The organism is Streptomyces sp. cf386, assembly GCF_900103585.1.
GTDB lineage: Bacteria > Actinomycetota > Actinomycetes > Streptomycetales > Streptomycetaceae > Streptomyces.
Genome location: NZ_FNHV01000030.1, coordinates 25,670 through 47,331, shown reverse-complemented (window position 1 = coordinate 47,331; position 21,662 = coordinate 25,670). Strand labels below are relative to the sequence as shown.

Annotated in this window: 18 protein-coding genes; 7 read left to right on the top strand and 11 right to left on the bottom strand. The window is 70.6% G+C overall.

Features of this window, described 5'->3' with window-relative positions:
- Positions 1-2: 2 nt before the first annotated feature.
- On the bottom strand, positions 3-374 hold the full coding sequence (locus tag BLU79_RS43150) for a PIN domain-containing protein (protein ID WP_093911521.1): 372 nt from the start codon (positions 372-374) through the stop codon (positions 3-5).
- Positions 375-398: 24 nt separating this feature from the next.
- On the bottom strand, positions 399-1,286 hold the full coding sequence (locus tag BLU79_RS43145) for an NAD(P)-dependent oxidoreductase (protein ID WP_093911520.1): 888 nt from the start codon (positions 1,284-1,286) through the stop codon (positions 399-401).
- A 98-nt stretch (positions 1,287-1,384) separates the two neighbouring features.
- Here BLU79_RS43145 and BLU79_RS43140 point away from each other — a divergent pair, with 98 nt between their 5' ends.
- On the top strand, positions 1,385-2,401 hold the full coding sequence (locus tag BLU79_RS43140; RefSeq protein WP_093911519.1) for a PLL family lectin: 1,017 nt from the start codon (positions 1,385-1,387) through the stop codon (positions 2,399-2,401).
- 135 nt (positions 2,402-2,536) lie between these two features.
- On the opposite strand, the gene BLU79_RS43135 is transcribed toward BLU79_RS43140, so the two are convergent.
- From BLU79_RS43135 to BLU79_RS43120, 4 genes are all read right to left on the bottom strand, one after another.
- Positions 2,537-4,663, bottom strand: coding sequence for a 3-hydroxyacyl-CoA dehydrogenase NAD-binding domain-containing protein (locus BLU79_RS43135; RefSeq protein ID WP_093911518.1), 2,127 nt, complete (start codon positions 4,661-4,663; stop codon positions 2,537-2,539).
- The gene (locus tag BLU79_RS43130) at positions 4,660-5,886 is read right to left on the bottom strand and encodes a thiolase family protein (protein WP_093911517.1); all 1,227 of its coding nucleotides are present in this window, start codon (positions 5,884-5,886) and stop codon (positions 4,660-4,662) included. The genes BLU79_RS43135 and BLU79_RS43130 overlap by 4 nt, the downstream gene beginning before the upstream one ends.
- Positions 5,887-6,060: 174 nt before the next feature.
- Positions 6,061-7,095 (bottom strand): LacI family DNA-binding transcriptional regulator, encoded by a 1,035-nt coding sequence (locus BLU79_RS43125; RefSeq protein WP_093911516.1) that lies wholly within the window; start codon positions 7,093-7,095, stop codon positions 6,061-6,063.
- Complete coding sequence (locus BLU79_RS43120; RefSeq protein ID WP_093911515.1) at positions 7,092-9,518, bottom strand: glycoside hydrolase family 2 protein; 2,427 nt, start codon at positions 9,516-9,518, stop codon at positions 7,092-7,094. The genes BLU79_RS43125 and BLU79_RS43120 overlap by 4 nt, the downstream gene beginning before the upstream one ends.
- A 152-nt stretch (positions 9,519-9,670) precedes the next feature.
- On the opposite strand from BLU79_RS43120, the gene BLU79_RS43115 reads away from it, so the two are divergent.
- The 3 genes from BLU79_RS43115 to BLU79_RS43105 are packed head-to-tail and all read left to right on the top strand — an operon-like array spanning position 9,671 to position 12,764.
- Entirely contained in the window at positions 9,671-10,981 is a 1,311-nt protein-coding gene (locus BLU79_RS43115) for an ABC transporter substrate-binding protein (RefSeq protein ID WP_093911551.1), read from the top strand.
- Complete coding sequence (locus BLU79_RS43110; RefSeq protein WP_093911514.1) at positions 10,981-11,937, top strand: carbohydrate ABC transporter permease; 957 nt, start codon at positions 10,981-10,983, stop codon at positions 11,935-11,937. The genes BLU79_RS43115 and BLU79_RS43110 overlap by 1 nt, the downstream gene beginning before the upstream one ends.
- Entirely contained in the window at positions 11,934-12,764 is an 831-nt protein-coding gene (locus BLU79_RS43105) for a carbohydrate ABC transporter permease (protein ID WP_093911513.1), read from the top strand. The genes BLU79_RS43110 and BLU79_RS43105 overlap by 4 nt, the downstream gene beginning before the upstream one ends.
- 10 nt (positions 12,765-12,774) lie before the next feature.
- On the opposite strand, the gene BLU79_RS43100 is transcribed toward BLU79_RS43105, so the two are convergent.
- From BLU79_RS43100 to BLU79_RS43090, 3 genes are all read right to left on the bottom strand, one after another.
- Positions 12,775-14,064: a ribonuclease D gene (locus tag BLU79_RS43100; protein ID WP_093911512.1), complete on the bottom strand. Its 1,290-nt coding sequence runs from the start codon at positions 14,062-14,064 to the stop codon at positions 12,775-12,777.
- A 210-nt stretch (positions 14,065-14,274) separates the two neighbouring features.
- Positions 14,275-14,937 carry a response regulator transcription factor gene (locus BLU79_RS43095; RefSeq protein WP_003997051.1) on the bottom strand — a complete coding sequence of 221 codons (663 nt, stop codon included), beginning with the start codon at positions 14,935-14,937 and terminating at the stop codon, positions 14,275-14,277.
- Positions 14,938-15,148: 211 nt separating this feature from the next.
- The gene (locus BLU79_RS43090; protein ID WP_093911511.1) at positions 15,149-15,826 is read right to left on the bottom strand and encodes a DUF3000 domain-containing protein; all 678 of its coding nucleotides are present in this window, start codon (positions 15,824-15,826) and stop codon (positions 15,149-15,151) included.
- Positions 15,827-15,930: 104 nt separating this feature from the next.
- Between BLU79_RS43090 and hemE the strand changes: the two genes are divergently transcribed.
- Together hemE and BLU79_RS43080 are read left to right on the top strand one after the other, a co-directional pair.
- Entirely contained in the window at positions 15,931-16,986 is a 1,056-nt protein-coding gene (gene hemE, locus BLU79_RS43085) for a uroporphyrinogen decarboxylase (protein ID WP_093911510.1), read from the top strand.
- Between the two features lie 125 nt (positions 16,987-17,111).
- On the top strand, positions 17,112-17,441 hold the full coding sequence (locus tag BLU79_RS43080; protein WP_093911509.1) for a hypothetical protein: 330 nt from the start codon (positions 17,112-17,114) through the stop codon (positions 17,439-17,441).
- Between the two features lie 96 nt (positions 17,442-17,537).
- On the opposite strand, the gene BLU79_RS43075 is transcribed toward BLU79_RS43080, so the two are convergent.
- Together BLU79_RS43075 and BLU79_RS43070 are read right to left on the bottom strand one after the other, a co-directional pair.
- Positions 17,538-18,947 carry an FAD-dependent oxidoreductase gene (locus BLU79_RS43075; protein WP_177001411.1) on the bottom strand — a complete coding sequence of 470 codons (1,410 nt, stop codon included), beginning with the start codon at positions 18,945-18,947 and terminating at the stop codon, positions 17,538-17,540.
- 27 nt (positions 18,948-18,974) lie between these two features.
- Positions 18,975-19,991: a DUF4349 domain-containing protein gene (locus BLU79_RS43070; protein ID WP_093911508.1), complete on the bottom strand. Its 1,017-nt coding sequence runs from the start codon at positions 19,989-19,991 to the stop codon at positions 18,975-18,977.
- Between the two features lie 187 nt (positions 19,992-20,178).
- Here BLU79_RS43070 and hemG point away from each other — a divergent pair, with 187 nt between their 5' ends.
- Positions 20,179-21,657 (top strand): protoporphyrinogen oxidase, encoded by a 1,479-nt coding sequence (hemG, locus tag BLU79_RS43065; RefSeq protein WP_093911507.1) that lies wholly within the window; start codon positions 20,179-20,181, stop codon positions 21,655-21,657.
- Positions 21,658-21,662: the final 5 nt, after the last annotated feature.

The window sequence follows — 21,662 nt, the reverse complement described above, 5'->3', positions numbered from 1 at the left end:
CGTCAGGGCCGTACCGTACGCGGCCCCGCCACCTCCGCCCCCAACTCCGTCACCCTCCGCCGCAGTTCCCGGTCCGCGGTCACCACCAGGCAGGGCCGCCCACCGGCCCCGGCGACGAGCTCGACCATGTGGTCGTCCCCGCTCCCGGCGGCGGCCTCCACCCGCACCCCCGGCACCGGCTCCACTCCCCGAGCCGCCCCTTCCACCACGAGCACGATCTCCACGGGCCCCGTCTTCCCGGGCACCCCGTCCACCGCCAGCCGATCCCGCAACCGCTCCGCGGCCCCCCGCCGGTCCCGCCACCACCCGTCGGGCACCGACCCGACGACGTTCGCGGCGTCGACGATCACGAGCAGGGGGACGTCATCGTTCATGGGGCAAGGGTCGCACGGCACCCCCTACCCCTCCGCCTCCTCGAAGCTCGCGAAGTACGCCGCCGCCATGTCCTCGTGCCCATGCCCGAGCGCGGCCGCCCGCTCGAAGCGCTCCGCGCTCGCCTCGGCCACGTCCAGGCGTACGCCGTACCGTTCGCCCGCCTCCACGATGAGCCGTGAGTCCTTCGCGGCCGTGGATACGGCGAACTGGGCCGGGGACAGCCCGCCGTTCAGCACCAGGCCGGTCTTGGCCCGCAGATAGCCCATGTCGAGCGGGCCGCCGTCGATCACCTCGAAGAAGCGCTGGGGGTCGACGTCGAGGGCCTTGGAGAGGGCCAGCACCTCCCCGGCCGCGTTGGTGACCGCGAGCACCCAGCTGTTGGCGACCAGCTTGAGGCGGGTCGCGGTGCCCGCCCCGCCGTCCTCGCCGGTCCACACCGTACGGGCACCGACCGCGTCGAACACCGGCGTCACCGTCTCCCGCCCGGCGACCGGCCCGGCCGCAAGGACGGTGAGCTGACCGGCCTCGGCGGGCTGACGGGTGCCGAGCACCGGGGCGTCGTAGAAGACGAGGCCGAGCTCGTCGGCGAACGCGGCCAGGCCGGCGATGGATTCGATACCGGCGGTCGTCGACTGCACCCAGACGGCACCGGGGCTCAGCGCGGGCGCCGCCTCACGCATGACGTCCAGGGTCGCCGGACCGTCGTACAACATGGTCAGGACGACATGGGCGTCCCGGACCGCCTCGGCGGGGGTGTCGGTGACGGTCGCGCCGTCGGCGGCAAGGGGCTCGGCCTTGGCGCGGGTGCGGTTCCAGGCGCGGACGGTGTGTCCTGCCTTGACCAGGTTGCGGGCCATCGCGGCGCCCATGATGCCGGTGCCCAGAACGCTCACGGTGAGCTTGTCGGTCATGACGTCGACTTCCTGTTCTCGTACGGACGTTGCTGCTGTGATCCAGCTTGCCCGGGGTCGGGCCGCAGAGCCGCCAGGACCCCGAATAGAGTGAACAGGTGAACGGCGACTGGCTCATCCGCGGCCGCGACGGCCGCCTCAGCGTCTATCTGCCGACCGACGACGCCGTCCTGTGCCGGGCGGAACTCGGACCAGGCGGCCCCTGGGAAACCCCGCGCAAGGTCGGCGGCGACCAGAAGCTGCGCCCCGGCCCCGCGGTGGGCCAGGGCGCCGACGCCTATGCCCATCTGGCCGGCTGGCGGCCCACCAAGCCGGGCGAGGCGGGCCTGGTCCACTCCACGCACTTCCGCCCGCGCCTGGCCGCCCTGGACTGGATCTCCATCGGCCACCCGGACAGCAGCGGCGACCGCACCGGCACACCGGCCGTCACGGTCGACGCGCAGGGACGCTCCCATGTCTTCGTACGCAACAAGGCGGGCGGAGTGAGCATGCGCGGCCAGAAGGAGGTGGGCGGCTGGGGTCCGTGGCGCGACCTCAAGGGACGCGAGGTCGACGACCGACTGGCCGCCGTGACGGGGGAGTCGGGGCTGGTCGAGCTGTATGCCGCCGTTCCCGGCGCCCTCCTGCACTGGCGGCAGGAGAAGCCGGGCAGCGTGCCGGTCCTGGAGGAGGCGATGGAGACCCCGGTCCGCCCGGGCACCCTGCAGGCCCTGGCCACCTCCGCGGACCACACCACCCTCTTCTACGCCGACGACTCCGGCGACCTGTGCGCCTGGCGCCCCGGCACCAAGCCGGTCACCTTGCTGGCCTCGGCCGGCCCCGGCCCGGTCTCCGCGATCCGCTGTGAGCTGGACGACCACGACTGCACGCTGCTCGCCCAGCGCTCGGCGAGCGGCCGGGTCGCCTTCGCCGCGTATCCGACGGAGCAGGAGTCGGCGGGCGCGTGGTGGACCGAGTCGGGGCCGCAGCTGCCGGCGGACGCGGTGGTCGCCCTGGCCCTGGACGAGGACGAGCGGGTGGTCGCGGCCACGTTGTCGCCGTCGACGGGACAGCTGCTGGTCACTCGGCGCAAGGACGAGCCGGGGCTGGCGCTGGAGGCGTGGCGGGAGGTCTAGGGCCTCGTCACCCACGTCAACCACGTCGCCCTCGACGAGCCCGTCGACCCGTCGCGTCGCGCGACCGGCGAGTGAAAACGCCGGTGCCCCGCACACCAGCAGGCATGCGGGGCACCGGCGTTCACAGCGGAGCGCTTACGCGGGGACGCTCGCCACGCCCGGCGCCAGGAACTTCTTGCCGTTCACGCGCTCGGAGACACCCTCGCGGTCCAGGTACGGCGTGATGCCGCCCAGGTGGAAGGGCCAGCCGGCGCCCGTGATCAGGCAGAGGTCGATGTCCTGGGCCTCGGCGACGACGCCCTCGTCGAGCATCAGACCGATCTCCTGGGCCACCGCGTCCAGGACGCGGTCGCGGACCTGCTCCTCGGTCAGGACGACATCGCCCTGCTTCAGCAGCGCGGCGACCTCGGGGTCCAGCTCCGGCTTGCCGGAGTCGTAGACGTAGAAGCCGCGCTTGCCCGCCTTGACGACGGCCGCGAGGTTCGGGGAGACCGTGAAGCGCTCCGGGAAGGCCCGGTTGAGGGTCTCGGAGACGTGCAGACCGATCGCGGGACCGACCAGCTCCAGGAGTACCAGCGGCGACATCGGCAGACCCAGCGGCTCGACCGCCTTCTCCGCGACCTCGACGGACGTGCCCTCGTCGATGACGTTCTGGATCTCGCCCATGAAGCGGGTGAGGATGCGGTTCACGACGAACGCCGGGGCGTCCTTGGTGAGGACCGCGGTCTTCTTCAGCTTCTTGGCGACGGCGAAGGCCGTGGCCAGCGAGGCGTCGTCCGTCTTCTCACCGCGGACGATCTCCAGCAGCGGAAGGACCGCGACCGGGTTGAAGAAGTGGAAGCCCACGACCCGCTCGGGGTTCTTGAGCTTCGACGCCATCTCCGAGACGGAGAGGGAGGAGGTGTTCGTCGCGAAGATCGCGTGCGCCGGGGCGACCGCCTCGACCTCCGCGAACACCTGCTGCTTGACGCCGATCTCCTCGAACACGGCCTCGATGATGAAGTCCGCGTCCGCGAAGCCCTCGGCCTTGTCCAGCACACCGCTGACCAGGGCCTTGAGGCGGTTGGCCTTGTCCTGGTTGATACGGCCCTTGCCGAGCAGCTTCTCGATCTCGGCGTGGACGTAGCCCACACCCTTGTCGACGCGCTCCTGGTCGATGTCCGTGAGGACGACCGGGACCTCCAGGCGGCGCAGGAAGAGCAGCGCGAGCTGGGAGGCCATCAGACCGGCGCCGACGACGCCGACCTTGGTGACCGGGCGCGCCAGGTTCTTGTCCGGGGCGCCGGCCGGGCGCTTGCCGCGCTTCTGCACCAGGTTGAAGGCGTAGATGCCGGAGCGCAGTTCGCCACCCATGATCAGGTCGGCGAGGGCCTTGTCCTCGGCGTCGTAACCCTGCTGCAGGTCGCCGTTCTTGGCGGCGGCGATGATGTCGAGGGCGCGGTAGGCGGCCGGAGCGGCGCCGTGCACCTTGCTGTCCGCGATGAAGCGGCCCTTGGCGACGGCCTGGTCCCAGGCCTCACCGCGGTCGATCACCGGACGCTCGACCTCGACGTCGCCCTTGAGGACGTTCGCCGTCCAGATCAGCGACTGCTCCAGGAAGTCGGCGCCCTCGAAGATCGCGTCGGCGATGCCCAGGTCGAAGACCTGCTGGCCCTTGAGCTGCTTGTTCTGGTTGAGGCTGTTCTCGATGATCACCGAGACGGCCTTGTCGGCGCCGATCAGGTTCGGAAGGATCGTGCAGCCGCCCCAGCCGGGGACCAGACCGAGGAAGACCTCGGGAAGCGAGAACGCCGGGAGCGCCTTCGACACGGTGCGGTACTTGCAGTGCAGACCGACCTCGACGCCACCGCCCATGGCGGCACCGTTGTAGTACGCGAAGGTCGGGACCGCGAGGCCGGACAGCCGCTTGAAGACCTCGTGGCCGCCCTTGCCGATGGCCAGCGCGTCCTTGTGCTCCTTCAGCAGCTCGACGCCCTTGAGGTCGGCGCCGACCGCGAAGATGAACGGCTTGCCGGTGATGCCGACACCGACGATGTCGCCGGCCGCGGCCTCCGCCTCGACCTGGTCGATGGCGGTGTTGAGGTTCGCCAGCGACTGCGGGCCGAAGGTGGTCGGCTTGGTGTGGTCGAAGCCGTTGTCCAGCGTGATGAGCGCGAAGCGCCCGGCGCCGAACGGCAGGTCGAGGTGGCGTACGTGCGCGGACGTCACGACCTCGTCCGGGAACAGCTCGGCGGCGCCCTTCAGGAGTTCGGTGGTGCTCACTTGTCGCCTCCGGCGTCCTTGTGGTGCGGGTTCTCCCAGATGACCGTCGCGCCCATGCCGAAGCCGACGCACATGGTGGTGAGGCCGTAGCGGACCTCCGGCTGCTCCTCGAACTGGCGGGCCAGCTGAGTCATCAGCCGGACGCCGGAGGAGGCCAGCGGGTGACCGTACGCGATGGCGCCGCCGTACTGGTTGACGCGGGCGTCGTCGTCGGCGATGCCGTAGTGCTCCAGGAAGGCGAGGACCTGGACCGCGAAGGCCTCGTTGATCTCGAAGAGGTTGATGTCCTCGATGGACAGGCCTGCCTTGGCGAGGGCCTTCTCCGTGGCCGGGATCGGGCCGTAGCCCATGACCTCCGGCTCGACGCCCGCGAAGGCGTAGGAGACGAGGCGCATCTTGACCGGCAGGTTGTTCTCGCGGGCGAAGTCCTCGCTCGCGATGATCGACGCGGTGGCGCCGTCGTTCAGACCGGCCGCGTTACCGGCGGTGACCCGGCCGTGGACGCGGAACGGGGTCTTCAGGCCGGTCAGGTTCTCCAGCGTGGTGCCCGGGCGCATCGGCTCGTCGGCGGTGACCAGGCCCCAGCCCGTCTCACCGGCCTCGGCGTTGGTGCGGCGGACCGAGATCGGCACCAGGTCCTGCTGGATCTTGCCGTTGGCGTACGCCTTGGCGGCCTTCTCCTGCGAGCGCACCGCGTACTCGTCGGCGCGCAGCTTGGTGATCGTCGGGTAGCGGTCGTGCAGGTTCTCGGCGGTCATGCCCATGAACAGGGCGGACTCGTCGACCAGCTTCTCGCTGACGAAGCGCGGGTTCGGGTCCACGCCCTCGCCCATCGGGTGGCGGCCCATGTGCTCGACACCACCGGCGATGACGGCGTCGTAGGCGCCGAAGGCGATGGAGCCCGCGACGGAGGTGACGGCGGTCAGCGCGCCGGCACACATGCGGTCGATCGAGTAGCCGGGGACCGACTGGGGGAGACCGGCGAGGATGCCCGCGGTGCGGCCGAGGGTCAGGCCCTGGTCACCGATCTGCGTGGTCGCGGCGATGGCGACCTCGTCGATCTGCTTCGGGTCGAGACCGGGGTTGCGGCGCAGCAGCTCCCGGATCGCCTTCACGACGAGGTCGTCGGCGCGGGTCTCGTGGTAGATGCCCTTCGGGCCCGCCTTGCCGAACGGGGTGCGGACGCCGTCTACGAAGACGACATCCCTGACGGTACGAGGCACGATGGCTCTCCTCCAGGGTGCGGGATGGCACTACTGCTGCGCGGCACGCTGAGCGCGCGCTCAGGTGCCCATGCTACTTACGGGTAACGTAGCTGCACAGTCCTGGGGGCGGGAGCGGCGAAGGTCACACCCCGGGGGTCACTTCGGGGTTCGCTCCGGGGTTCGCTTCGAGTGTCACCTCGGGGGTGCCGTCGACCCCCTCGGAGTCAGTACGGGAGTGGGCACGGGATGCGATCCCGGCCCGTCGCCCGTGATCACCCCGAACAGCGTCCGCGCCACATCCGCCCCGAATCCGTGCACGTCATGGCTCATCGCCGACAGCGTCGGATGCGTGAGCCGGCACAGCTGCGAGTCGTCCCACGCCAGCAGCGAGACATCCCCCGGCACCGACAGCCCCATCTCGGCCGCCACCGACAACCCGGCCACCGCCATGATGTCGTTGTCGTACACGATCGCCGTCGGCCGGTCCGGCGGGGACGCCGTCAGCAGGGACCGCGTGGCCCGGGCGCCCGCGTCGCCCGAGAAGTCGGTCGCGACCTGCCATGCCCCCGCCAGCTCCAGACCCCGTGCCGCCTCGTCGAAGGCGGCCGTACGGATCGAGGTGTGCCCGAGAGCCGCCGCACCCCCGACCCGCGCGATCCGCCGATGCCCCAGCGCGGCCAGATACCGCACCGCCTCCGTCACGGCCGTCGCGTCGTCGGTCCACACCGACGTCAGCTCGCCCGTGAGCGACGGGTTCCCGACCGCCACCACCGGCATCCCGAGCCGCTCGACCGCCGGCACCCGGGGATCGTCGGGCCGGAAGTCGACCAGGATCGACCCACCGATCTGCCGCCCCCGCCACCAGGCCTCCTGCAGTCCCACCTCCTCCTCCACGTTCCGCACGAGCCGCAGCAACAGCGAGCAGGAGTGCTCGGCCAGGACGCTCTCCACTCCCGAGACGAACTCCATGTAGAAGGGTTCGAGACCGAGCAGCCGGGCCGGCCGGCAGATCGCCAGACCCACCACGTCCACCCGCGACCCGGCCAGCGTCCGCGCCGTCAGGTTCGGCGCCCAGCCCAACTCCCGGGCGGCCTGGAAGATCCGGTCCCGGGTCGCCTCCGACAGCCCCGGCTTGTGGTTGAAGGCGAGGGACACGGCGCCCTTGGACACACCGGCCCGGGCGGCGACGTCCTTGATGGTGACGCGAGGACTCGGCAGGGCGGTCATCGGGCGGGCTCCATGCAGTACAGGGCGGACCGGGCGGCGTTGGCGTTGGCGTTGGCGTCAGGAGTCTCCCAGCCGTGCACACCGATGGTCACCTCTTCGCCGGGCAGCAGCGTGACGAGCCCTCGGTCCGCCCGCGCGTCCGGATGCAGCCGGTCGGCCTGGAGCAGTAGATCCCGGACGAGGGTGCGGGCCGTCACCTTGATGCCACCGGGCACGATCGCCACCTCGAACTCCGGCCGGGGATACGGCACTTCCCGATCCGGCGCGGGGAAGTGCACGGCCCGCAGACCGTCCGCGTCCGCCACCAGGAACTCCTTCGGCCCGACAGGCTCCAGCTCCTTCGGTACGGCGACCAGAGCCACCGCCCGCCCCTCCGCACCGAACCCCACACTCGCCTCCCCGGCCACCACCCCCTCGACCGACATCCGCCGCAGCAGCACCGCCCCCGCCCACTCCCCGGCGGCCTGATTGACGACGGCCAACATCAGCCCTCGCTCCCGCACTTGAAGCGTCAGCAACCGGTCGGCGTACAGCCGCCGCAGCTCGTGGTAGAGCGGCTTCTCCCGCCCGTCCCCGTCGATCGCCGCCCAGGACGTCACCGGCCAGCAGTCGTTGAGCTGCCAGACGACCGTGCCCGCGCACACCGGCCAGTGCGACCGCCAGTGCTCGATCCCGGCCGCCACGGCCCGCGCCTGATTGACCTGCGTGAGGTAGTGCCAGCGATCGAAGTCGCTCTTGGGGTCCCCCTCGAAATTCCCCTGGAAATTCCCCTGGGGAAAGGCGAAATGCCGCTCCAGGCCCCGCCTCAGCTTCCCGTTCCCGTCCTCGGCCTTCTGGTGGTGCAGCATGCCGGGGGAGTCCGCCGCGAGCTCCTCACCGGGCAGCGCCCGCCGCAGCGTGGCGTACGCGGGCGGCGCCTGCCAGCCGAACTCGGCCACGAATCGCGGCACGTTCGCGCGGTACTCGGCGTAGTCCTCCCGGTTCCAGACCTCCCAGGAGTGATGCGTGCCGTGCGCCGGATCGTTCGGATGCCGCTCCCACGAACCGGACCAGGGACTCCCCGCCGTGTACGGCCGCGTCGGATCCAACTCGGCCACCACGCGCGGCAGTACGCCCAGGTAGTACCCCTCGCCCCAGGAGTCCCCGGCCAGCCGGGGCTCCCAGCCCCAGTCCCGGAACCCCCACAGGTTCTCGTTGTTGCCGTTCCACAGCACCAGCGAGGGATGCGGCATCAGCCGTACGACGTTCTCGCGGGCCTCGGCCTCCACCTCCCCGCGCAACGGCTGCTCCTCCGGATAGGCCGCGCACGCGAACGGGAAGTCCTGCCACACCAGCAGCCCCATCTCGTCGCAGGCGTCGTAGAAGTCCTCGCTCTCATAGATCCCGCCACCCCAGACCCGTACGAGATCGACGCCCGCATCGGCCGCCTGCCGCAGCCGCTCCCGGTACCGCTCACGGGTCACCCGGGACGGGAACACGTCGTCCGGGATCCAGTTGACGCCCCGCGCGAACAGCCGCTCGCCGTTGACGACGAGGGTGAACCCGGTGCCGTGGGCGTCGGCCCGGCGATCCAGCTCGACGGTCCGGAAGCCGATCCGCCGTCGCCACAGGTCCAAGGTGTCCTCGCCGTGCAGGAGCACCAACTCGACGTCGTACAGCGGCTGTTCGCCGTATCCACGCGGCCACCACAGCCGTACGTCCGGCACGTCCAGCCGCACGACCCCACTCGCCCCGTCGACCTCCGCCCGCGCCCGCACCCCGCCGACCGTCGCCTCGACGGTGAGCGGCGCCTCGACCCGGGTCCGCTCGACGTCGACCGCCAACTCGACGTGTCCCGTGCCCTGTTCGACGGACACCAGGGGCCGCACCCGGGCGATCCGTGCCGTCGACCACTGCTCCATCCGCACCGGCCGCCAGATCCCGGCCGTCACCAGCGTCGGCCCCCAGTCCCAGCCGAAGGAGCAGGCCATCTTGCGGAGGTACTGGTAGGGCTCGGCATAGGCGGCGGGCCGCTCGCCCAGCTTGCCGCGCACGGCCTCGGCCTCGGCATACGCGGAGACGAAACGCACCGAGAGCCGCCCGCTCAGCCCGGTCACGTCGAAGCGGTACGAGCGGTGCATGTTCCGTACCCGGCCGAGGAGTTGGCCGTCGAGCGAGATCTCGGCGACGGTGTCGAGCCCGTCGAAGACCAGGTCGGTCTGCTCATGGGCGGACGCTGTGTCCAGGTCGGTCTCGTACGTCCAGTCCCGTCGCCCCACCCAGGCCACCTCGGTCTCGCCCCGCCCGAGGAACGGGTCCGGGATCACCCCCGCCGCCAGCAGATCGGTGTGCACACAGCCGGGTACGGCGGCCGGAAGCACCGCTGCCGCGCCCTCAGGGTGTCGCAGGATCCATCCGTCGGTGAGCGGTGTGGCCTGAAGCATGCGCGCACTCCTAAACCGATATAGCCCAGGGCTGGGAAACAGTTCGGCATCGTTGGCGAGATACGGACTTTACCGGTTAAGAAAACGTTGTCAGAGTTCGGAACCAGCCAACCCGCTCGTGCTCGTCCGTCCCGAGAACGGAGCTGATGCACATGAACCGCCGTACAGTCCTCGCCGTCACCACAGGTGCCCTGCTGCTCTCGGCGTGCACCGGCACCGGAGGAAGTTCGAAGGGGGCGGAGGCCAGAGCGGCCGACGACCCGTCAAAGGTGAGCGGCACCATCATGGTTCTCACCCACCGGACCGACCTCGTGCAGGACGGGACGATGAAGAAGTACGCCGCCGAGTTCAGCAAGACGTATCCCAAGGTGAAGGTCGAGTTCGACGCCATCACCGACTACGAGGGCGAAGTCAAGATCCGTATGAACACGGAGAACTACGGCGACGTCCTCATGATCCCGGCCGTGATCGAGAAGAAGGACTACCCCAGGTTCTTCGCCTCGCTGGGCAGTCGGTCGGAGCGGAGCAAGAAGTACCGCTTCACCGACTACACCGCCGTGGACGGCAAGGTCTACGGCCAGAGCCCGCTCGGCGCGGTGCCGGGCTTCATCTACAACAAGAAGGTCTGGCAGCGGGCCGGGATCACCGACTGGCCCACCACACCGGCCGCGTTCCTCGACGACCTGAAGGCGATCAAGTCCAAGACCGACGCGATCCCGTACTACACCAACTTCAAGGACATGTGGCCGCTCACCCAGTGGACGCAGGTCAACGGCTCGGTCAGCTGCGACGAACAGGCCACCACCGAGCTCGCCGAGGGCGACCCGTGGGCCGAGGGCGCCGATGTGCGCACCGCCGACACGCTGCTCTACGACATCGTCCACGAGGGGCTCGTCGAGAAGGACCCGACGACCACCAACTGGGAGGCGTCCAAGCCCCGGATCGCGAAGGGCGAGATCGCCACGATGTGGCTCGGCTCCTGGGCGGTCATCCAGATGCAGGGCGCGGCGAAGCAGGCCGGCGCCGACCCGGACGACATCGGGTTCATGCCCTTCCCGGCCCAGCAGAACGGCACGTTCTGCGCGGTGGCGCAGCCCGACTACAACCAGGCCGTCAACGTCCACTCCGAGCACAAGGAGGCGGCCCGCGCCTGGATCGACTGGTTCACCGACAAGTCCGGCTACGCGGCGGACAACCTCGCGCTGTCCCCGCTCAAGGCCGACCCGCTGCCCGCGATCCTCAAGCCGTACGAGGAGGCCGGGGTCAGGATCCTCGACCTCGACGACAGCAAGGGCGCCGAGGTGAAGTCCATCGACAACCAGTCCGAGATCGGCATCTACAAGCCCGACTACCGCCAGGACCTCGTCGACCTCGCCCGCGGCGCCACCAAGGGCGACCTGGACGACTTCCTGAACGGCCTCGGCGAGAAGTGGACCGAGACCCAGAAGTCGCTGGGGTCCTGATGACGGACACGACGACCGGGCAGGCGCCCGCCAAGGCCCCCACGGGGGCGGTGGACGCCGCCCCCGAACCGGCCCCCGCCCCGCGCACGGCACGTCTGCGGCGCGGGGCCACCCCCTGGCTCTTCCTGTTCGCGCCGCTCGCCCTGCTGATCGTCTTCACCTACGCGCCGATCGCCAACATGGTCGCGTACAGCTTCACCGACTGGGACGGAGTGAGCCCCGAGCTGCACTACACGGGCGCCGAGAACTACGCCGAACTCTTCACCCGCTCCGACCTGTTCGAGGTCTTCTGGGTGAGCGGCTACTACCTGGCAGCCTCGGTCTTCCAGATAGTCGCCGCGCTCTACTTCGCCACGATCCTGAGCTTCGACGTCCGCTTCCGGAACTTCTTCAAGGGCGTGCTGTTCTTCCCGTACCTGATCAACGGGGTGGCGATCGGCTTCGTCTTCCTCTACTTCTTCCAGGACGGCGGCACCCTCGACTCCGTCCTCGGCCTGTTCGGAGTGGAGACGGACCGGGCCTGGCTCGGCACCCCGGAGTCGGCGAACACCTCGCTGGCCGCCGTCTCCGTCTGGCGCTACCTGGGCCTGAACTTCGTCCTCTTCCTGGGCGCGATCCAGTCCATCCCGGGGGAGCTGTACGAGGCGGCCGAACTGGACGGCGCGAACCGCTGGCACCAGTTCCGCCACATCATCGCGCCGGGCATCAAGCCGGTCCTGTCGCTGACCGTCATCCTCTCGATCTCCGGCTCGCTCTCGGTCTTCGAGATCCCGTACATCATGACCGGCGGGGCGACCGGGACCGAGACCTTCGTGATCCAGACCGTGAAGCTGGCCTTCCAGTTCAACAAGACGGGGCTCGCCTCGGCCGCCGCGGTCGTGCTGCTGCTGATCGTCCTGGCGGTGACCTGGGTGCAGCGGCGTCTCGTCCCCGACGACAAGGTGGACCTCGCATGACGCGCAGCGCAGTGGCCCGCACCCTGATGTACCTGTCCCTGGTCGGCGCGACGGTCGTGGTCCTGCTCCCGCTGGCCGCCGTACTCCTGACATCCCTCAAGTCCGAGCAGGAGATGGCGAACGGCAGCGGAGCCCTCGCCCTCCCCGACGACCTGCTGAACCTCCACAACTACGCGACCGCGTTCCAGGACGGCCGTATGCTCTCGGCCTTCGCCAACACGGCGGTCATCCTGCTCTTCGCCATCGGCGGCACGGTCCTCATCGGCTCGATGACGGCGTACGCCATCGACCGCTTCACCTTCCGTTTCAGGAAGCTGGTCGTGGCCCTGTTCCTGATCGCCGCCCTGGTCCCCGGCGTCACGACCCAGGTGGCGACCTTCCAGATCGTCAACAGCTTCGGCATGTTCGACAGCCTGTGGGCGCCGGTCGTCCTCTACATGGGCACGGACATCGTCTCGATCTACATCTTCCTGCAGTTCGTCCGCTCGATCCCGACGTCACTGGACGAGGCGGCCCGCCTGGACGGCGCAGGCGCCTTCACGATCTACCGCAGGATCATCTTCCCGCTGCTGAAGCCGGCCATCGCCACGGTGGTGATCGTCAAGGGCATCACCACCTACAACGACTTCTACATCCCGTTCCTCTACATGCCGTCGGAAGACCTTGGCGTGATCTCGACGTCCCTGTTCCGCTTCAAGGGCCCGTTCGGCGCCCACTGGGAAACGATCTCGGCAGGAGCGGTGCTGGTGATCCTGCCGACGCTGATCGTCTTCCTGGTGCTGCAGCGGTTCATCTACAACGGCTTCATGCGAGGTGCGACGAGGTGAGGTGCTTGCCCTACGGCGCCTCGGCGGACAGAGCGGCAACCAGAACCGGCGTGACCTGCTCCACCTGCCAGGCCCGTGCCCCGTAACCGGCCAACGCCTCCCCGACCGACCCGGCGTCGACCACCTTCGGCGGCTCCCAGCAGACCCGCCGCACGGTGTCCGGCGTGATCAAGTTCTCCTGAGGCATGTTGAGCTGCTCGGCGAGCGCCGACACGGCGGCCCGAGCCGCGGACAGCCGAGCCGCGGCAACCGGATCCTTGTCGGCCCACGCCCGCGGCGGCGGCGGGCCCGTCACAGGCTGTCCGGGCGCCGGCAACTGCGACTCCGTCACGGCCTTCGCCCGATCCACGGCGGCCTGCCACTGCTCCAGCTGCCGCCGCCCCATCCGATGCCCGAAACCGTTCAGCGCGGAGAGGGCGTGCACACTGCCCGGCAGAGAGAGTGCGGCCTCCACGATGGCCGCGTCACTGAGCACCTTGCCCGGCGAGACATCCCGCTTCTGAGCGATGCGATCCCGCGTCTCCCACAGCTCCCGCACCACCCCCAGCTGTCGACGCCGCCGCACCTTGTGCATCCCGGACGTGCGCCGCCAGGGGTCCTTGCGCGGCTCGGCGGGCGGCGCGGTCGCGATCGCCTCGAACTCCTGCCGCGCCCACTCCAGCTTGCCCTGCCGGTCCAGCTCCTTCTCCAGCGCGTCCCGCAGATCCACGAGCAGCTCGACGTCCAGCGTCGCGTACCGCAGCCAAGGCTCGGGCAGCGGCCGGGTCGACCAGTCGACGGCCGAGTGGCCCTTCTCCAGGACGAACCCGAGGACGTTCTCGACCATCGCGCCGAGGCCCACCCTGGGGAACCCGGCGAGTCTTCCGGCCAGCTCGGTGTCGAACAGCAGGCTCGGCACCATGCCTATCTCGCGCAGACAGGGCAGATCCTGGGTGGCCGCGTGCAGCACCCACTCCACGCCGGACAGCGCCTCGCCGAGTCCCGACAGATCGGGACAGGCCACGGGGTCGATCAGCGCGGACCCCGCGCCCACGCGGCGCAGCTGCACCAGATAGGCACGCTGGCCGTAGCGATAGCCGGACGCGCGTTCGGCGTCGACGGCGACCGGGCCCGAGCCCGCGGCGAAGGCGGCGATCACCTCGGCGAGCGCGGCCTCGTCGGCGATCACGGGCGGAATGCCCTCGCGGGGCTCCAGCAAAGGGATCGGCGCCTCCGTAACAGAAGATCCGCCGTCGTCCGGAGGGGCGCCTCCGGTGGTTCGCAGTGAACTGTCTGCTGCGGTCTCTTGGGCGTCGGTCACATGTCAAGGGTATCTGTGTATGGACAGCGCCCGCCGACGGAACGTTCCGTCGGCGGGCGCCTGAGGGTCGTAAACCAGTCAGGTAAGTGAAAGATCCGGTTCACGACAGGTGAGGACGCGGGTGGGGATCAGCGGCCGATCCCCTTCACGTCAGTGAATGATCACGCGTTCAATGAATGCTGCTGCGGCTCGTGTGATGTCGGTGGACTCTCAGTGGATGATCCCGGTCCGCAGGGCCACGGCGACCATGCCGGCGCGGTCACCGGTGCCGAGCTTGCGGGCGATGCGGGCGAGGTGGCTCTTGACGGTCAGCGCGGACAGGCCCATCGAGACGCCGATCGCCTTGTTCGACTGGCCCTCCGCCACCAGCCGCAGCACCTCGACCTCACGGCCGGAGAGCTCGCGGTAGCCGCCCGGGTGGCTCGGGGCACCCGGGTGGCGACGGTGCATACGGGCGGCGGCGGCGCCGATGGGAGCGGCACCAGGTCGGGTGGGGAGCCCGACGTTGGTGCGGGTACCGGTGACGACGTAGCCCTTCACGCCTCCGGCGAGCGCGTTGCGTACGGCGCCGATGTCGTCGGCCGCGGACAGGGCCAGGCCGTTGGGCCAGCCCGCGGCGCGGGTCTCCGACAGGAGGGTGAGGCCGGAGCCGTCGGGCAGGTGGACGTCGGCGACACAGATGTCGCGGGGGTTGCCGATGCGGGGACGAGCCTCCGCGATGGACGAGGCCTCGATGACATCGCGCACCCCGAGCGCCCACAGATGGCGGGTCACGGTGGAGCGGACGCGGGGATCGGCCACGACCACCATGGCGGTCGGCTTGTTCGGGCGGTAGGCGACCAGGCTTGCAGGCTGCTCGAGGAGAACGGACACCAGGCCTCCTGGGTGCGGGGACGACTTCAAGGTCACAGTCGTCTTCGGCACCAAACCTGTGGCCCTTTAGAGAAAGATCACGATTTAGTGAGTAACAATCAGGGCAATTCAGACACGTGGTCGATCGTTCGGTGAAGGAATTGGCTCGATTCGAGACTGTTCCTGACCGAAAGCGGCCGTATCGACAAAGTGACGGTCAAGCGGGTGGCGGTCAGCGGGACTGTGGATCACGACGCTGCGGCAACGTCACCACCGAGGCGTCACCCGGGCCCGCCGGCGGCAGCCCCGCGACCTGCGCGAGCAGATCGCACCACGACGCCAGGTGGGCCGCCGTGTCCGGAACGCCGCCCAGGCCTTCACGGGGCGTCCAGGAGGCGCGGATCTCGATCTGCGAGGCCGCCGGCCGCTCGGACAGGCCGCCGAAGTAGTGCGAACTGGCGCGCGTGACGGTGCCGCTCGGTTCGCCGTACGACAGCCCGCGTGCCTGGAGCGCACCGGTCAGCCAGGACCAGCACACCTCGGGCAGCAGCGGATCGGCGGCCATCTCCGGCTCCAGCTCCGCCCGCACCAGGGTCACCAGCCGGAAGGCACCCCGCCAGGCGTCGTGGCCGTCCGGGTCGTGCAGCAGCACCAGACGGCCGTCGGCCAGGTCCTGGTCGCCGTCGACGACGGTGGCCTCCAGCGCGTACGCGTACGGGGCCAGCCGCTGGGGTGCCTTGGTCTGCTCGACCTCGATCTGCGGCCGCAGGCGGCTGCTCCGCAGTGCCTCGACAGCGGCCCGGAAAGCCGGTGGAGCCGTATTGCGCGAATGCCGGTCTGCCTCCCCGGTCTCCTTCGCGTCATCCATTCCGCCAGTTCCGTCCGACAGTCTTCCCTGAGCCGCAGCCATGCCGGGAAGATTAAAGGGAACGGGGGCTTCGTGCAGGGAGGGACACCCTGACAACACGGCAACCCCGGCGTCGGGCCCGGTACGGCCGTGCGAGACTTGCCCCCGTGAGTGCCAACCAGACGCCGCCGCCGGCCACGTACGATTCCGCCTTCCTCAAGGCGTGCAGGCGCGAACCCGTGCCGCACACACCGGTGTGGTTCATGCGGCAGGCCGGGCGCTCGCTGCCGGAGTACCGCAAGGTGCGCGAGGGCATCCCGATGCTCGAATCCTGCATGCGGCCCGAACTGGTCACCGAGATCACCCTGCAGCCCGTGCGCCGGCACAACGTGGACGCGGCGATCTACTTCAGCGACATCGTCGTCCCGCTCAAGGCCATCGGCATCGACCTCGACATCAAGCCCGGCGTCGGCCCGGTCGTCGAGAAGCCGATCCGCACCCGCGCCGACCTCGCCCAGCTGCGCGACCTGACCCCCGAGGACGTCTCGTACGTCACCGAGGCGATCGGCCTGCTCACCCGCGAGCTCGGCTCGACGCCGCTCATCGGTTTCGCCGGCGCGCCATTCACCCTTGCGAGCTACCTCGTCGAGGGCGGTCCGTCGCGCACGTACGAGAACGCCAAGGCGATGATGTACGGCGACCCCGAGCTCTGGGCCGACCTGCTCGACCGCCTCGCGGAGATCACGGCCGCCTTCCTCAAGGTGCAGATCGAGGCCGGCGCCTCCGCGGTCCAGCTCTTCGACTCCTGGGTCGGCTCCCTCGCCCCCGCCGACTACCGGCGCTCGGTGATGCCCGCCTCGGCGAAGGTCTTCGACGCCGTCGCCGGGTACGGCGTCCCGCGCATCCACTTCGGCGTCGGCACCGGTGAGCTGCTGAAGCTCATGGGCGAGGCCGGCGCGGACGTCGTCGGTGTCGACTGGCGCGTCCCGCTCGACGAGGCCGCCCGCCGGGTCGGCCCCGGCAAGGCGCTCCAGGGCAACCTCGACCCGACCATCCTGTTCACCACCCCTGAGGCGGTCGAGGCCAAGACCCGCGAGGTGCTCGACGCCGCCGCCGACCTGGAGGGTCACGTCTTCAACCTCGGCCACGGCGTCATGCCGACCACGGACCCGGACGCGCTGACCCGGCTCGTCGAGTACGTCCACACGCAGACCGCGCGCTAGGGCTCCGCCTTGCCGCCGATACGTGCGGCGATTCGGTGAACGGGGCCGTTGCCGTGTGCGTATGTCTCGGCAACCGCCCGCGGCGCGGGGAAGGCGGGTCGCGGGGACTACGTGAGGAACAGGCGATGAACGACCGAGTTACTCCTCCGATTCACGCGTTGCCCGACGGTGAGGCCGAGATCGCCGTGGTGGTGCGGCTGCCCTGGGAAGACGTGGCCCGGCTGGGTCAGGAGGCGGGGCGGCTGGCTTCGCAGATGCAGCGGCCGGTGACGTTGGACGAGGCCGTCAGTCATCGGTTGCGGTCGGCTCGGCCGGCTGCGGCGCATGCGAAGCCGGCGGGGGAGCAGCCCGCTGCCGCCGCCATGCCGGCCACGGCGTCTGTGTCTTCGTTGCCTTCCCGGCCGCCTGCCGAGCAGGCTCGGCAGGCTATCGAGAGGATCAACGGCAGCGCGTAATCGCCGTAGGGGTGTGGGTGGTTCGGCGGCCGGGGGTTCGTTGTGGCTGGTCGCGCAGTTCCCCGCGCCCCTTGACGGCGTTGGTCGCGCCGCCTGTTATGAAGTGGCGGCGTTCACCGCCTTTGCCGCCTTTCTGGCTGCTACCAGTACCGGGTCCCAGACCGGGGAGAACGGTGGGGCGTAGCCCAGGTCCAGGGACACCATCTGTTCCACCGTCATTCCTGCCGTCAGGGCCACCGCCGCGATGTCGACGCGCTTGCCGGCGCCCTCTCGGCCCACGATCTGGACCCCCAGCAGTCGGCCTGTGCGGTGTTCGGCGAGCATCTTGACCGTCATCATCGAGGCGTTGGGGTAATAGCCCGCGCGGCTCGTGGACTCGATCGTGGCCGTCACGTACCGCAGGCCCGCCCTGCGCGCGTCCTTCTCGCGCAGGCCGGTGCGGGCGATCTCCAGGTCGCAGACCTTGCTGACGGCGGTGCCGACCACGCCGGGGAACGTGGCGTAGCCGCCGGCGGCGTTCGTGCCGATGACCTGGCCGTGTTTGTTGGCGTGGGTGCCGAGGGCGATGTGGCGCTGTCGGCCGGAGACCAGGTCGAGGACCTCGACGCAGTCGCCGCCCGCCCAGATGTTCTCGTGGCCGCGTACACGCATGGCCAGGTCGGTCAGCAGGCCGGCGTGGTCGCCGAGGGGGAGGCCGGCCGCGCGGGCCAGGGCGGTTTCCGGGCGGACGCCGATGCCGAGGACGACCACGTCCGCGGGGTACTCGGCGTCCTCCGTCGCCACCGCGCGGACTCTGCCGTCGTCGCCCGTGAGGATCTTGGTGACCTCGGTGTCGTTGACCATGGTGATGCCCAGGCCCTCCATGGCCTTGTGCACCAGGAGGCCCATGTCCGGGTCGAGCGTGGACATGGGCTCGCTGCCGCGGTTGACGACCGTGACCTCGTAACCGCGGTTGATGAGCGCCTCGGCCATCTCGACGCCGATGTAGCCGGCGCCGACCACCACCGCGCGGCGGCCACGCGTGCGTGCCAGCGTGTCGAGGAGGGCCTGGCCGTCGTCCAGGGTCTGCACGCCGTGGACACCGGGCGCGTCGGCGCCCGGCATGTCGGGGCGGATCGGGCGGGCGCCGGTCGCGATCACGAGTTTGTCGTACGACGTCCAGGACTCGGCGCCGGAATCGACGTCACGCGCGCGTACCCGGCCGCCGGCCACGTCGATCTCCTTGACCTCCGTCCGCATGCGCAGGTCGATGTCGCGGGCCCGATGCTCCTCGGGTGTACGGGCGATCAGCTGGTCGCGGTCGGGGACGTCGCCGCCCACCCAGTAGGGAATGCCACAGGCCGAGAAGGAGGTGAAGTGGCCGCGTTCGAACGCCACGATCTCCAGCTCCTCGGCGCTCCTCAGACGCCGTGCCTGCGACGCCGCGGACATCCCCGCGGCGTCGCCGCCGATCACCACCAGCCGCTCTCGCGTACCCGACACACTCCTCGCAGCGCTCATGCTCATGCGAACACGCTACGAGCGCCGGGCATTTCAGTCCTGTCCGCCGCCCTGTTCACGGCCACCCTCGTCCCCCGCGCGCGTGGGCCGCGGTGCCGGGTGGGCCGTCGGCAGCGGGCCCAGTGCCGATGTCATGGGCGCGGTGGCCGGGCGGCGCGGCAGCCGGGGTCGCAGGACCTTCAGCCACAGCAGCACGATCAGCGCCGCCACCACGGCGAAGGGCAGCACCGCGCCGAACGCCACCGCGATCCAGCGCAGCATTGTCACGAACGCGCCCCAGCCGCCCGCGAGGGCGTCCAGGAAGCCCGGGTCGTCGTCGTCCTTCGCGACCTTCTTCACCGGTGTCTCCGACAGGGTGAGGGTGATGGTGGCCAGGCTGGTGCGGTCCTTCAGGGAGGACTGCTGGGCGAGCAGCGCCTCCAGGTCGGCCTGGCGGGTACTCAGCTCGCCCTCCAGGGTGACCACGTCGCTGAGCTTGGTCGCCTGGTCCATCAGCTCACGGATACGGGCGACGCTGGCGCGCTGCGACTTGATGCGGCTCTCCACGTCGACGACCTGGTCGGTGACGTCCTGCGCCTTGGCGCTGCGCTCGACCAGCTTGCCCGCGCCCTCCAGCTCCGTCAGCACCTCGGCGTAGCTGTCGACGGGCACGCGCAGGACGACACGGGTGCGCTCGTGGCCCTCCTCGTCCCGTGTGGTGGTCTCGTTGCCGACGTAGCCACCCGCGTTCTCGGTGCTGGTGCGGGCCTCGTCCAGGGCCTTCGGTACGTCCTTGACCTGCACGGTCAGTGAGGCCGTACGGATGATGTGGCTCGCGGGGACCTTGACCGGCGCGGCCTTCCCGGAGCCGGTGCCGCTGTCCGGGGCGCCCTGCGCCGCGCTTGCCTGCGGCTCCGCCGCCTGGGCGGCCTCGTCCGCGGCGGCCTTGTTGGAGCCCGCCGAGTCGTCGGAGGCGCTGCAGCCGGTGAGCACCAGGGCCGCGGTCAGCAGGAGACCGGCCAGCGCCCTGGGTGCTGGGCCGGCGGTTCGTACGGAACGTCGTGTGCGCATGTGGGCGTACCCCCGAGGGTCGTCGTGGCGACTGATGCTTCTTCGACGCCGGGGGCCTGCCGAACGTTGGCGGGAATCGGTCCCGATGCGGTCACGGTCGGGACTCGGCGCGGGCACACGGGTCCGGGCGCGATGGGGCGGTACGGCCTCTGCCGGGAGTGTCAGTGGTGTTTGAGAGAGTGGGATCATGCGCGAGCACAGCGTGGACACACGCACCGCAGACGGCCCCGCGAGGCAGGCCCATGTCGTCGTCATCGGCGGTGGGATCGCCGGTCTGGCGGCCGCCCACCGGCTGCTGTCCGGTGGCAGACGTGTGACCGTCCTGGAAGCCTCGGACCGGGTCGGCGGCAAGCTGCTGCCCGGCGAGATCGCGGGCGTGCGCGTGGACTTCGGCGCCGAGTCGATGCTGGCCCGCCGCCCCGAGGCCGTCGCCCTCGCCCGCGAGGTGGGCCTCGACGAGCGCCTCCAGCCGCCCGCCACCTCGACCGCCTCGATCTGGACCCGCGGCGCCCTGCGCCCCATGCCCAAGGGCCATGTGATGGGCGTCCCCGGCACCGCCGCCGCCCTCTCCGGCGTGCTGTCCGACGAGGGCCTGGCCCGCATCGAGCGCGACGCCGACCTGCCCCGCACGGAGGTCGGGGACGACATGGCGGTCGGCGAGTACGTGGCGGCACGCCTCGGCCGCGAGGTCGTCGACCGCCTGGTCGAGCCCCTGCTCGGCGGGGTCTACGCGGGCGACGCGTACCGCATCTCGATGCGCTCGGCGGTCCCCCAGCTCTTCCAGGCCGCGCAGACGCACGACTCGATCACCGAGGCCGTCCGTGAGATTCAGGCCAAGGCGGCGGGCGGGCAGACCGGGCCGGTGTTCATGGGCATCGAGGGGGGCGTGGGCTCTCTCCCGCTCGCCGTCGCGGAGTCGGTGCGCGCGCGGGGCGGCGAGATCGTGACCGGGGCACCGGTGACGGAGCTGCGCCGCGAGGCCCCCGCCGGGTGGCGCATCGTCACCGGCGACCGGGTGCTGCACGCCGACGCGGTCGTCGTCGCCGTTCCCGCCCCGGTCGCCGCCGCCCTCCTGCGCGCCGAGGCCCCCGAAGCCGCCGTCGAGTTGGACGGCATCGAGTACGCCTCCATGGCGCTGATCACCCTCGCCTACCGCCGCGCCGAAGCGGGCCTCCCCGAGGGCAGCGGCTTCCTCGTGCCGCCGGTCGACGGGCGCACCATCAAGGCGTCGACGTTCGCCTCCCAGAAGTGGGGCTGGATCGCCGACGAGGATCCGGACACCCTCGTTTTGCGCACCTCTGTCGGGCGGTACGGCGAGACGGAGATCCTGCAGCGCGACGACGCCCACCTCGTCGACGTCTCCCGGCACGACCTCAAGGCGGCGACAGGCCTCGACGCCACGCCCCTCGAAAGCCGCGTGACCCGCTGGACCGACGGCCTGCCCCAGTACCCCGTCGGCCACCACGCGCGCGTGGCCCGCATCCGCGAGCACGTCGCGAAGCTGTCCGGCCTCGCGGTGTGCGGCGCGCAGTACGACGGCGTGGGCATCCCGGCCTGCATCGCGAGCGCGTATGCCGCGGTGGACCAGCTGGACGGCGACCTGAGCGGTCTGGAGGAGCTCACCGCCAACCCGGTGCAGAGTCTCCACGGCGGAGCGGGAGAATAGGGGAC

What these genes read in the sequence shown, in the direction of transcription:
- BLU79_RS43150 (WP_093911521.1), bottom strand. Translation starts at nt 374, where the DNA reads ATGAACGATGACGTCCCCCTGCTCGTGATCGTCGACGCCGCGAACGTC.
- BLU79_RS43145 (WP_093911520.1), bottom strand. Translation starts at nt 1,286, where the DNA reads ATGACCGACAAGCTCACCGTGAGCGTTCTGGGCACCGGCATCATGGGC.
- BLU79_RS43125 (WP_093911516.1), bottom strand. Translation starts at nt 7,095, where the DNA reads ATGACCGCCCTGCCGAGTCCTCGCGTCACCATCAAGGACGTCGCCGCC.
- BLU79_RS43120 (WP_093911515.1), bottom strand. Translation starts at nt 9,518, where the DNA reads ATGCTTCAGGCCACACCGCTCACCGACGGATGGATCCTGCGACACCCT.
- BLU79_RS43115 (WP_093911551.1), top strand. Translation starts at nt 9,671, where the DNA reads ATGAACCGCCGTACAGTCCTCGCCGTCACCACAGGTGCCCTGCTGCTC.
- BLU79_RS43110 (WP_093911514.1), top strand. Translation starts at nt 10,981, where the DNA reads ATGACGGACACGACGACCGGGCAGGCGCCCGCCAAGGCCCCCACGGGG.
- BLU79_RS43105 (WP_093911513.1), top strand. Translation starts at nt 11,934, where the DNA reads ATGACGCGCAGCGCAGTGGCCCGCACCCTGATGTACCTGTCCCTGGTC.
- BLU79_RS43090 (WP_093911511.1), bottom strand. Translation starts at nt 15,826, where the DNA reads ATGGCTGCGGCTCAGGGAAGACTGTCGGACGGAACTGGCGGAATGGAT.
- BLU79_RS43080 (WP_093911509.1), top strand. Translation starts at nt 17,112, where the DNA reads ATGAACGACCGAGTTACTCCTCCGATTCACGCGTTGCCCGACGGTGAG.
- BLU79_RS43075 (WP_177001411.1), bottom strand. Translation starts at nt 18,947, where the DNA reads ATGAGCATGAGCGCTGCGAGGAGTGTGTCGGGTACGCGAGAGCGGCTG.
- BLU79_RS43070 (WP_093911508.1), bottom strand. Translation starts at nt 19,991, where the DNA reads ATGCGCACACGACGTTCCGTACGAACCGCCGGCCCAGCACCCAGGGCG.
- hemG (WP_093911507.1), top strand. Translation starts at nt 20,179, where the DNA reads ATGCGCGAGCACAGCGTGGACACACGCACCGCAGACGGCCCCGCGAGG.